This is a genomic window from Sporolactobacillus laevolacticus DSM 442, assembly GCF_000497245.1.
GTDB lineage: Bacteria > Bacillota > Bacilli > Bacillales > Sporolactobacillaceae > Sporolactobacillus > Sporolactobacillus laevolacticus.
Genome location: NZ_AWTC01000001.1, coordinates 476,624 through 488,028 on the forward strand (window position 1 = coordinate 476,624; position 11,405 = coordinate 488,028).

11 protein-coding genes are annotated in these 11,405 nt (G+C 44.0%); 3 read left to right on the plus strand and 8 right to left on the minus strand.

Translation table 11 applies throughout. The features are described 5' to 3' along the window. Positions 1-99: 99 nt before the first annotated feature. The 4 genes from P343_RS21645 to liaF all read right to left on the minus strand — a co-directional run bounded on the left by P343_RS21645 (position 100) and on the right by liaF (position 3,579). Positions 100-801, minus strand: coding sequence for a TerC family protein (locus tag P343_RS21645; protein WP_023508805.1), 702 nt, complete (start codon positions 799-801; stop codon positions 100-102). A 285-nt stretch (positions 802-1,086) separates the two neighbouring features. Beyond that, complete coding sequence (locus tag P343_RS21650) at positions 1,087-1,722, minus strand: response regulator (protein WP_023508806.1); 636 nt, start codon at positions 1,720-1,722, stop codon at positions 1,087-1,089. Beyond that, positions 1,706-2,755: a sensor histidine kinase gene (locus P343_RS21655; protein WP_023508807.1), complete on the minus strand. Its 1,050-nt coding sequence runs from the start codon at positions 2,753-2,755 to the stop codon at positions 1,706-1,708. The genes P343_RS21650 and P343_RS21655 overlap by 17 nt, the downstream gene beginning before the upstream one ends. Positions 2,756-2,760: 5 nt before the next feature. Further along, on the minus strand, positions 2,761-3,579 hold the full coding sequence (gene liaF, locus P343_RS21660) for a cell wall-active antibiotics response protein LiaF (RefSeq protein ID WP_023508808.1): 819 nt from the start codon (positions 3,577-3,579) through the stop codon (positions 2,761-2,763). Positions 3,580-3,839: 260 nt separating this feature from the next. Here liaF and P343_RS21665 point away from each other — a divergent pair, with 260 nt between their 5' ends. Beyond that, the gene (locus P343_RS21665; protein ID WP_023508809.1) at positions 3,840-4,274 is read left to right on the plus strand and encodes a ferritin-like domain-containing protein; all 435 of its coding nucleotides are present in this window, start codon (positions 3,840-3,842) and stop codon (positions 4,272-4,274) included. A gap of 165 nt (positions 4,275-4,439) precedes the next feature. Here the strand turns inward: P343_RS21665 and P343_RS21670 are convergent, their stop codons facing one another. The 3 genes from P343_RS21670 to P343_RS21680 are packed head-to-tail and all read right to left on the minus strand — an operon-like array spanning position 4,440 to position 8,088. Next, on the minus strand, positions 4,440-5,657 hold the full coding sequence (locus P343_RS21670) for an ABC transporter permease (protein WP_023508810.1): 1,218 nt from the start codon (positions 5,655-5,657) through the stop codon (positions 4,440-4,442). After that, entirely contained in the window at positions 5,645-6,397 is a 753-nt protein-coding gene (locus tag P343_RS21675) for an ABC transporter ATP-binding protein (protein WP_023508811.1), read from the minus strand. The genes P343_RS21670 and P343_RS21675 overlap by 13 nt, the downstream gene beginning before the upstream one ends. A gap of 14 nt (positions 6,398-6,411) precedes the next feature. Beyond that, a complete protein-coding gene (locus P343_RS21680; protein WP_023508812.1) occupies positions 6,412-8,088 on the minus strand; it encodes a hypothetical protein in 1,677 nt (558 codons plus the stop codon). Between the two features lie 193 nt (positions 8,089-8,281). Between P343_RS21680 and P343_RS21685 the strand changes: the two genes are divergently transcribed. Both P343_RS21685 and P343_RS21690 read left to right on the plus strand, forming a co-directional pair. Next, on the plus strand, positions 8,282-8,713 hold the full coding sequence (locus P343_RS21685; RefSeq protein ID WP_023508813.1) for an HIT family protein: 432 nt from the start codon (positions 8,282-8,284) through the stop codon (positions 8,711-8,713). 138 nt (positions 8,714-8,851) lie between these two features. Beyond that, entirely contained in the window at positions 8,852-9,400 is a 549-nt protein-coding gene (locus tag P343_RS21690; protein ID WP_023508814.1) for a tryptophan transporter, read from the plus strand. Between the two features lie 538 nt (positions 9,401-9,938). Here the strand turns inward: P343_RS21690 and P343_RS21695 are convergent. After that, positions 9,939-11,153: an IS110 family RNA-guided transposase gene (locus P343_RS21695; RefSeq protein WP_023508815.1), complete on the minus strand. Its 1,215-nt coding sequence runs from the start codon at positions 11,151-11,153 to the stop codon at positions 9,939-9,941. Between the last annotated feature and the right edge of the window lie 252 nt (positions 11,154-11,405).

Below are 11,405 nucleotides of genomic sequence, written 5' to 3' on the forward strand. Positions count from 1 at the left end.
CCCCCCTATAAATAAAACAACCCCAAATTATATTAGAAAAAGCCGGCAGACTACCGGCAAAATTAGCACTTAACGATCACAAACCATACCTATTATCTATTAAACAGATTTCTCTGCAGTAGCTGCCGTTTCCTCGCTTATGCCGTTCCGCTGCTTTCTCCAACCAAAATACAGCACACCGACAATGATTAGCAGAAGACATGGCCACTTGATCCATGAAAAGCCGGCTACTGCGTCGTAGACAACATGATCAGCGAAGATCATCTTTCCCGCTGTGAATGCAAGAATTCCTGAACCCGCATACGTAATCCAGCTAAAGCGGTCGACCAATTTCAGAAAAATGGTGCTACCGCCCATTACAAGAGGAATGCTGATCAGTAAGCCAAGGATAACAAGCAAATAGTTTCCTGAAGCCGCGCCGCCAATAGCCAGCACATTATCAAGTCCCATCAGCGCATCAGCCATAATAATCGTCCAGATGGCTGCACCTAAACTCGTTTTAGCCGTAATCTTCTTGTTTTCTTTATGATCTTTCAACAAACTGTAAGCAATCCAGACGAGCAAGATGCCGCCGACTAAATGCAGTCCAGGAACTTTCAGCAACCAAACAACAGCGAGTGTAGCCAGTGCGCGAATGGCGACCGCTCCAAGGGTTCCGTACAAAATCGCGCGTTTTCGTTGATGATCCTGAAGCCTTGCCGCTGCCAATGCAATAACAATGGCATTGTCACCCGCTAAAATCAAATCAATACCGACAATTAACAGCAGCGAGGTCAAGAACTCAAGCGAAAAGAAATCCATTCAATCATCCTCCTAAATTGATTTTGATGTATAAAGTCAACAAAAAACAGCCTCTCCGACGCTGATCAGAAAGGCTGCGCATAGAACAAAAAAACCTTTGCCTTTTTTCATCCGTCCGAGGCAAAGGTCTCGCCAACAGTACAATGACTGTCAGAGAAGCCGGGGATCTCTCCCGTAATGACGGCTATACTCTAATGGCTACTCCCCTTTTACGAGGCTGATTCAATTGTTAACTTTATTATATTATGAGGTTATCACTCTGTCAATGCAGACAGTTCCCCAATATTATCTAAATAAGTGGTTCTGATAAGCATAGATAGCTGCCTGAGTACGGTCAGCAACTTCTAATTTACTGAATATGCTGCTGACATGGGTTTTCACCGTTTTAATGCCAATGAATAATGTTTCTGCAATTTCCGAATTGTTTTTACCCTCGGCAATCAATTTCAACACTTCTTTTTCTCTTGCTGTCAACTGATCAAAGGGCTGCGGACTTTTATGCAATCCTGCTACCAGTTTTTGGGCGACCTTGCCGTCAATTACCGTTTTCCCAAGATGCGCTTTATGGATTGCTTGAATAATCTCCTCCGAGGAAGCAGTTTTCAGCAAATAACTCATTGCACCTGCCTCAATTGCTGGGAAGACCTGCTCATCATCATAAAAACTTGTGAGAATGATCAGCTTCTTTGTCGGATCTTTTGCGAGAATTTGCTTCGTCGCCTCAATGCCATTTCCATCTTCCATGATCAAATCCATTAAAATAACTTCAGGCTGCAACACTTCAAAAGTGCGAACCGCTTGATTTCCACTGGCTGCTTCTCCAACAATATCAATATCGCTCTCTGTAGAAAGGTAAGCTTTCAGTCCCTTTCTAACCATATCGTGATCGTCAACAATCATCACTTTAATTTTCTCCGTCACTATTGCTTGCCTCCCTGTGAATCGGTACACGGATATGAATGGATGTGCCTTCTCCCTCATGCGTGGTCAATAAAAAATGTCCGCCGATCTCTTCCGCGCGCTCTTTCATCGTTTTCAAACCATATGAAGCGACTTTTTCTTGTTTCGGATCAAATCCCTGACCGTTGTCAAAAATGGTAAGCACTACAAGTTGATCCTTCTCATGCAGAGAAAGCACTACTTTTGTTGCCTCCGAATGCCTAAGTGCGTTGGACAATGCCTCTTGAGAAAGCCGAAACAGATGATTTTCGACTCCTTTGGAAAGTCCAGAAACCGGGTCAATTGATGCTTCGAAATGAATCATCGTTTTACCATCAAGTTCATGGATCAGCCGTTCCAAACCTTTATCCAGCGACTCATTATTCAGGCGGACCGGACGTAAGTGGAGAAGTAAAGCTCTCATCTCCCCCTGCGCTTTTCGAGCAATATCCGAAACATCGGCAATATTTTCGGCAGCTAGTTCCGGATTACTGTGAATCGTTTTTTCAGCTGCCGACGCCAGCATAGAAAGAGCGAATAGCTGCTGGCTGACCGCGTCATGCAAATCCCGTGCGAGACGCTGCCTCTCCTCAGTTACCGCCTCATTCTTAACCTTCACATTCATTTGCACATTTTCATCGACAAGCCTCTGGAGCAATTTTACCTGAGTGTCGATTTTATCGGCAAGCTCATTCAATGATTGTTCGACCTGGCTTATCGCTCCACCGTTTTCTACTTTCATTCTTGCAGACAATCTACCGGACGACAAGGTTTTAATAAACAGATCAATGTTATCCAAATGATCACGAAGTAACCGATAATCTTTAGTTAAAGAGTTAGTCTCCATGATAAATTGAATAAGAAAACTAAACGCAAACGCAAGACAACTGATCAAAAGTGAATGCGCAGACGGTACAAATAAAAAGAAGATTTGAAGCATAGCGAAAAGCAACAGAGATGAAAAGAAACTGATCGTCAACTGGAATTTAGCCGTTCTAATCCGATAATTATGCATCAGCGTCACACCTGCACAATGTTCAAATCAATAACTTGAAAATCGAAAGAAAAATCAATTCTACGTACAGCATCCTCATAATTTGGCGTCTGATAACTGACATTTCGTAGAACCCCACTCTGTTTATCAGCACCAATTTTTGCGTCACCAACCTTTGCTTTAACATCAACGCGATAAGCAAGATCTTCAGGCATCGTGATTTTGATATTGCCCACCCACCCTGATAGTTTGATCGGTATTGTCTCCTCAGGAATAAACGCCTTCGTAAAATCAAAGGTGTAATCACCGATTCGCACCCGCTCATTCAGCGGTTTCACCATCCAATTCTCATGTTTATAGGTTGATTCATTTACAAAAGTATAGTTGCTGTCTTGTTCATCATCTTTCTTTTCGTCTCGATCTTTCCAGGTAACATCAACACTGCGTTTGCCATGCCTTCCGTGTCTCCCATGCTTATGTGAGCCGAAATCACTCGTTACGGAAATATACGGATGGTTTCCAAAAAGCATGCCTAATCCAAAGTAGATGATTAGATACGGCCATAATTTCCAGAAATCCGTCCATTCAAAAACGACTACGCCTGCTTTATTTGCCAGCAGTAAGCCACCGTATATTAAAAAAAACAATCCCCAGAAATAACATGGCCTCTTTCGATCAACAAGCGGAGCGATAATGAGCAGTGCGCCGAACAAAAGCACCAAATATGGCAAATATCCGCTAAAAACCGGCAATATTCCCTGGGAAATAAGATTAAGGCTGTCCAACAACCAATAAACACCGAGCAGAACTATTGCCAGAGCAACTAAAATTTTGCTTAAGCGCATCAGTATTCATCCTTTCTATCTATAAAAAGCTCATTAGCTTTTTGAAACAAGTTTATATTTTTACTATACAGAGTGACGAAGCACATTTCCATAGACCCGAAACGGTTTTTTTCTCCGTCCTAGGTCGGAGTGGATACAGATGAAAATGTGAAAAAAGGGTGACTTTCGTTCGTTTTCTTATTTGCTTTAACCAGTTTGGGTTTATTATTAGGGCTGCAAGGGTAATTTGATGATGAATGCTTATTGAAAGGGTGGTTGACATGGACAAAAAAGTCCAAGCATTAATTGATGGATTAAACAAAGATCTTGCGGGTGAATACTCTGCAGTTATTCAGTACAACTATTATGCAACAACAGTATCCGGATTGAATTACCAGATTCTGAAGCCGTTCTTTGAAGCAGAAATTCCTGATGAATTGGGCCATGCTGCTTATCTTTCAGAGAAAATTGCTAACCTTGGCGGCGAACCAACCACTGTTCCTGCACCGGTTGCTAAAGTAAGCGATGCAAAAGCAATGCTAGAAGGCGCGAGACGAGCAGAAGCCGACACATTGGAAAACTATCGTGAACGCCGCAGCCAAGCACAAGAATTAGGCATGATTGAACTGGTTGTTAAACTGGAAGACATGATTGCCGATGAACAAAATCACTTGGAAAAATTGACGAAGACATTGAACGATCCGATCTTTGCCTGAGGTATTACGAATTAAAAAAGCAACCCGACGTAGAAATTTCATCTGGACGTCGGGTTGTTTTTTATTCTGTTCATTTCCACTGTTGACCCATAGTTTTGGGGCCCGCGAATCGCCGGCAGAAAACGAGTACATGTCGCATTGATCAACACAATCAAATAACAGTGCCTATTTTATTAATCGAATGCGACGTTTCGTATAAACAGTTGAAAAGAAGACACTGATTATAATCCCCGAACACAGAAATAGAATGAACCCAACAAATGATCGTGCTCCGAGAGCAGCCGCACCGCTTAAAAGGACACTTTGCGCAACCAACAATGTCATGACCATCCGTACAAACGGCTCGTCTTTGAATTGTTCGGGAACCGGATATAAATCAGCAAGCGCATGAGGAAAAGGATGCGACCAGATTGGCAGCAGCTGCAACCCGGTCAGGTAGATCACAGAAATAACAATAAAAACAGATGCGTAACCCATATTGAGAAAATAGCCCAGCAGAGCACCGATTACCGACAGCCTTACATACATGCCCAGATAATCATCCGAACGAACAAAGGTTTTTATAAAAATCTGCTTGAACACTTCTCTTTCTTCAAAACGGCGTACAGGGAACATACGACTGATGATGCTCCTCGGTCTCGTTCTTCGTCTCAATCGAGGCACGTCGGTAAATAAATTCGCAAAACGAAGAAATTGCATTGCCTGCCTCGTATCGCTCTCCAGAAGATGTTGCCAGCGCAGCAAAGCGCCTGCTGCCTGGCGATGGAACAAAAAGAAGCCTGCCAAAAGCATGACCGTAATACAAATCGAGAGCACAAACCATGATTGATGACACAGTGCAAAGTAAAGAAAGAGAAAAGAAAGGCAGATCCGTAAAAGATACAGCGGTACTATATCATCAATAAATTGTTCACGCCAGCTGCATGCAATGTTCCACCCTTTTGCGCCGAGCAATATAACGACTCCTACAAAAAACGCACTGCTTCCTTGTCCGGTTGATTGAAAATAAAGGGGCGCACTAATGACCCACACCATCATCAAAGTGACGCTTTGAACAAGAAAACTATACAAACAGCTCTTACGAAAATAATCATCAAGCTCTGCCTCGACAGGCAATAGGAATACCAGATCAGCACGCTGAATGAATGTACGGATCGGGGCATGGACACAAACTATTGTCAGTATCAAACTGACAATCAATGTACCTGGAAAGTGGGCAGGTAATAGATCAAGCCACTTTTTATAATAAAATCCGCCGATGAGAATCATCGCATACACGAAAAACATCAGCCCACTGTTTCTCCCAATCAGGTTCCAATACCTCAGCTGCATCTGAAAATTGTCACGGTATCTTTTTTGCCAAAGATGTTTCAGTTCAACCATTTGGTCTCGCCCCTTGCCACCGCCAGATAGATTTCCTGGAGTGTTGCCTCAGGATTGCCAAACTGTCGACGAATCATCTCTAGTGTTCCCTGAATGACAATTCGTCCTTCATGCAGGATGATGAATCGATCACAATACTGCTCTGCAGTTGTTAGAATATGTGTGGACATCAGGATAGCCGCTCCGGACTTTTTCATGTCGTCCATAAGATCGAGCAGCGACTGGATACCGATCGGATCCAATCCGACAAAGGGCTCGTCCACGATATACAGATCCGGACGAACGAGAAAGGCGCACATAATCATGACCTTTTGCCGCATCCCTTTTGAAAAGTGAATGGGGAACCAGCGCTTCTTCTTTTCCATTTGAAAAAGCTTCAGCAAATGCTCGCTTCTTTGCTCATAGGTTTTCCTATCTAAATGATAGGCCATCGCCGTGAGTTGCAAATGTTCCTCCAGTGTCATCTGTTCATAGAGTTCCGGCATTTCAGGGACATAAGCAATGCTTTGCCGGTAGGACATTTTATCTTCTCGGATCGTTTTTCCGTCAATACGGATTTCTCCGGAGAAGGGATCCAAAAGTCCGAGAATATGTTTGATCGTTGTACTCTTTCCGGCTCCGTTCAGGCCGACAAGACCGACAAGTTCGCCAGCATTCATGTCAAAGGACACGTCATGGAGCACCGGGCGCTTCCGTGAATATCCACCGCTCAACTGATTTACTGATAATATAGGGTTCATATCACTAGCCTCTTTCACTGTTTGCTTTGAAGCGTAAAATCTTTGACTGCGGATACAGTTTCCTTTGTATCAATATACTGAATAGACACCTTGTCTCCCGTTTTTAAAAACACACTATACGGATTTTGACCCGAAGTCACTGTGAAAATTTTCTCACTACCTTGAATCATGAACTGTGTCACAGTCTGACGCGTGTCACTATCCTGATATTTATACACTTTGGTAACCGTGCCCACCAACTTTTTCAATAATGCCTGATTTGTTGGCACACTACTGTCGCTTCCAAGCTTTGTTGCAACCGCGTATTTATAATTGTCGAAAAGTGTCCGCTTATCGGTCTCAGCACTATAGACGTTTTCATTCTTTGCATGGATCAGCATTAATTCACGAAGCACATCATTGCTGTCCATCAACGGGACAACCCATGTCTCCTGCCCGTAAATCGTATAGAGATTCGGGATGCCCGCTTCGTACTTATTCTGCTTGAAGGTCTTTTCAGCGACATTCATTGCCGACTTACCATTAAGCAAACCATTTGCTCCTGAATAATACGTGATTCTTCCTGTCCGTGTATTTAGCATTGAATAGCCGACCATGGCACCACTTCCTGATTTCGGCCGGGTAAAATCGGTAAACCAGTTCAAATTCAGTTTATGGTCGAACACGCCGTTCACTTCATCGGAATGAGACCATGCGGTTGGCCGCTTGATATCTTCCTGGGCAAATAGTTTATTCCAGAAACCATGAACATTCTCTCCGTACCAGTCATTCCACTGTTCGGCGACGTTGGAAGGAATCGCCTGGTCGATAAACGCAGGAAGCCGATTCATTCGATAGTTGCGGATCGTTCCTGTTTTCGGATCGACAACAAATACACCTTCTATATCCGGAATCTGCCTCAGTTTCTGATAATAACCATAGGCAACAACATAATAAGGTTTTCCTGTTTCATCCGGTTCAAAACTTGGGCGGAACAAGATTGGTGATTTATAGTGGCTTCGAACATGCCGCTGCAGATTTTCGGAGAAGTAAGCGGATGGCACATACTTCATCGCTCTTTTAACAAGTGTGGCGTTCGCATTTTCATCCTCAGCGCTCATTCGAATGTAGCCGGGAACTTGATGGCTTTTCATCCATTTGAAAAAACCGCTGTATTCAATCGGGGTCACCCAATAAAGCTGACCGTCAATCTTCTGCAGAGATGTATGTCCAAGTTCATAATAGGAAACGTGGGCTAATTCACCAAGTATTTTTTCACTTTTATAGCGTGCATACTTTTCGGGAACAACAGGAATATGCTGCTCATCCATAGAATGCTTCTCCCTGCTCACTACTGTCGTTTTCGCCGCAGCAAAATCATATTTCGCCTTCGTGACCGTTAATGGGTAAATGAAATGCAGATAGCTGAAAAAAAGAAGCAGACACACACCACATAACATTTCGACAGCGACAAAGCGTTCCTTCAAATAAATGATGTCAAGAAACAAAAAAATGCCCCAAAATAACGTACCGTAACTCAGAAAAGCCTGCCAAGTATGATCTACCAAGCCGATATAGGAAACAAAAAAGATAATTAACAGACCTGCAGCCAGTCGCAGTGCTTGAATCCATAGAAATTTACTTTTTCTGTAGTGTTTTTTCCATACAAAAGGATTTAGTGTCAAAGAAAGCACACTTAACAAATAGACCATAGTTCCCCCGTTCCTCATCTCCCCGCGAAAGCGGTTAATGAAAGCAATATCTCTATTCTTTCATTTTACTTAATGAACGGATGGAACGCAAAGTTACTTAATAACTAGTGGACAAGAATCGAACATCATTTATGAAACCGTTACATAATGTGCTAAAATAGTACGAAAAAGGGACAAGGAAAGGATGATTTCTATGTGTGAAGCGTCGGATTGCATTTTCTGTAAAATCATTAACGGAGATATACCTAGTGCAAAAGTTTATGAGGATGAAGATGTGTACGCGTTTCTCGATCTGAGCCAGGTCACGAAAGGCCATACCCTCATCATACCTAAAGTGCATCGAAAAGATATTTTCGAATTGGAGCCTGAACTTGCCGAAAAGCTGTTTCGCAAAGTTCCGGTTATTGCCAAGGCAATAAAGAAGGCCTTTCATCCGGTCGGTATGAATCTGCTGAATAGTAACAGCGAGCTTGCCGGGCAGACTATTTTCCACTATCATCTCCATCTGATTCCGCGCTATGGAACGGAGGACACCTTCTCGTTCAGCTTCCAGTCGCACGCTGAAGAATACTCGAATGAAGCACGCGCCGCAATGGCTAAAGCGATTGCTGATGAGATTCACTGATTTTGCGAACCGGCTGAAAAATCAACATCAGCGGAATTGATTTATTTGAAAAATGCGTGTATATTATTAAATACACCTTGCAGCAGGCCATTGGGGCACTGTTGGAGGTAACATTAGCTCAGTTGAGGAGAGATCAGTGTGAAACTTAAGAATTTGATTGTTGTTGCTCTATTATTAGCGATTGGAACAGTGCTTCATGCAGTATTCCCAGGACTTATTTTCGGAATGAAATCTGATTTGTCGTTAGTTATGCTTTTCCTTGCCCTTTATTTCTTTGCCGATATAAAGACCTTTATTGTCATCGGGCTAGTAGACGGCATTTTGGCGGGACTTACAACATCGCTTCCGGGCGGCTTCATTCCAAATGTTGTCGATAAATTAGTGACATCAACCATCGTGTTCTTCGCCTTTTACTTATTTGCTCGTTATTTTCAGGCAAAAGGGAAATACGCCTTCGGTGTTATTTTAGCAGGACTCGGTACAGTGATCAGCGGAACTATTTTCCTGACGGTTGCCATTCTAGTTGCGGGTCTTCCTGCAAAAGTATTTGGTCCGTTGTTTGTCACGATGGTGCTTCCGACTGCTCTTGTGAATCTGATTCTACTCGCTATTCTCTACCCGATTATTGTTAAAATTGGAGAACGAAGTGGATTCATCCATGTCGCTCCAAAACCATCAATCCACTAAATAGCAACATTCAGAACCTTGCTTCTTCATTGAAGCAGGGTTTTTATTTAAAGAAAAGAAAATATAAAATTTTGAATGGCGGTGCTCGTTCAAAAGCGTAAGGGGACGAGACTCCTGCGGAGCGATCCTGTTGATCGCAGGCCGAAGGAGACCCCGCAGGCAAAAGTATGTCTGAGGAGGCTCCTGGACTGCCCGCGGCCGCACCAGTTGATGCGAGTCCCCGAAGCAACATGAAGCACGGATTGACTATAAAAAGCCAATACTCAAGCGTACATCTAAAGACCAGGCGTTTTTTGCCCGGTTTTTTCTACCCTTTGTCAAGTACTTGAGTAAAATTATTGGCGGATAGCGAAGTCTTCAAGATTTTTTCTGGAAAAAGAGTACACTNGGTTTTTTCTACCCTTTGTCAAGTACTTGAGTAAAATTATTGGCGGATAGCGAAGTCTTCAAGATTTTTTCTGGAAAAAGAGTACACTAAACTAAGCCTGACTGGGTGAATTTTTTCAGCCAGACGAGTATGCTAGAGATGTACAGAGGACTAACTTCTGGTGGCAAGGCCGTAGTCATAGGTTTGATTATGGGTCACCAGGAAGTACAGTGTCCGAATCAATCGATGTACCGCCGCAATGGCAATCTTCTTGGTAATGGCGCCTGGGGATTGCTTTTTGCGTTGGTAGTAATCATTGATATGATTAGGGTGATAGCGGGCAGCCGAGGCCATGTTCCCAATGGATCGATACAGAATTTTTCGGGCCAAAGCATCGCCCCGCTTGCTAATGGTATCGGCGGCCGTGTACCTGCCGGATTCATAGTGTCGGAGATCGATGCCAATATAGGCGTTGATTTGATTCGGCGAGTCGAAGCGGCGCAGATCTCCCAGTTCGGCAATGACTGCCACAGCGGTTGTGGATGCAAAACCGGGGATACTGAGATAAATAGGGTATTCCGGGAGCGTTTCGGCCTGCTGTTCCATCTCCTTGATGACCGCCTTTCGCTGGACGGAGAGTTCCAGGATTTGATTAGCCCAGTAGACGGTCTGCTCGATCACGGGCGAATCAGCGGTTACAGCGGGATAGGAACAGGCCGCCCATGAGATGAGTTGTTTAGCCAGCCGCTGGGCACGCGGACGTCCGATGTGCTTTAAGGTGGACTGGAGAATCTGCTCGGTCACTTCGGCGAATGAATGGCAGCGGATGCTCTGAGGATGGGGGAAACGTTTGACCAGGTGATAGTATAGTGGTTCCGTATGGCTCAGGGTTAGTCGTTCCAATTCGGGAAAAGTCAGCTGTAGGACGCGATGAAGCCGATTCTTTGCTTGAACGTTATCCCCCGTCAGCTGCTGATAGAAGCGGTTAAGATCCTTCAGCTGAGTGTACACTGGCGCCTGAACTTCGGTTTGCGGTCGATTGAGTTGAAACTCGGTCTCGGCCAGCCGTCGGGCGTCGCTCGCATCCGTTTTATTTGGATGAAGCCGGTCCAGCTGCATTTTGGCCAGTAGCGGATTCAGTTGGGTATACCGATAACCATGATCATCCAGCAAGGCCTTCAAACGCCGGGAATAAACGCCGGTGGATTCGAAAATAATGACCGGTAACTGAGCGGATTTTTGAATCGTTGAAATCAGCTGTTGAAAACCAATCGCGTTATTCGTCATTTTGAAGCGGTCCACAAGCTGACGATCATTCATCACGGCGACCTCCGAGGTGTGTGCACTGACATCGATGCCAATCACTGTTTTTGTTTCTGTCTTCAAGGTTCATCCCTTCTTTTTTTATGATTTGAAGCTTTTCACTGTCATTTCACGCTTCTCATTTTCAAAACGCGACTTCTGGAGTCCCACATACTTAGATCAGACTGCAGTGAAAATCAGTGAAGCGGCCCGTTTCTATATACGGCATCGAGTGCCTAAAACCACCACGGCCTGATGCTTCACTCCCACTATAAAACAAAAGTGGTGCAGAAGAGTACCGTCGTACTTTCTGCACCATTAAGGTTAGTATGTTTC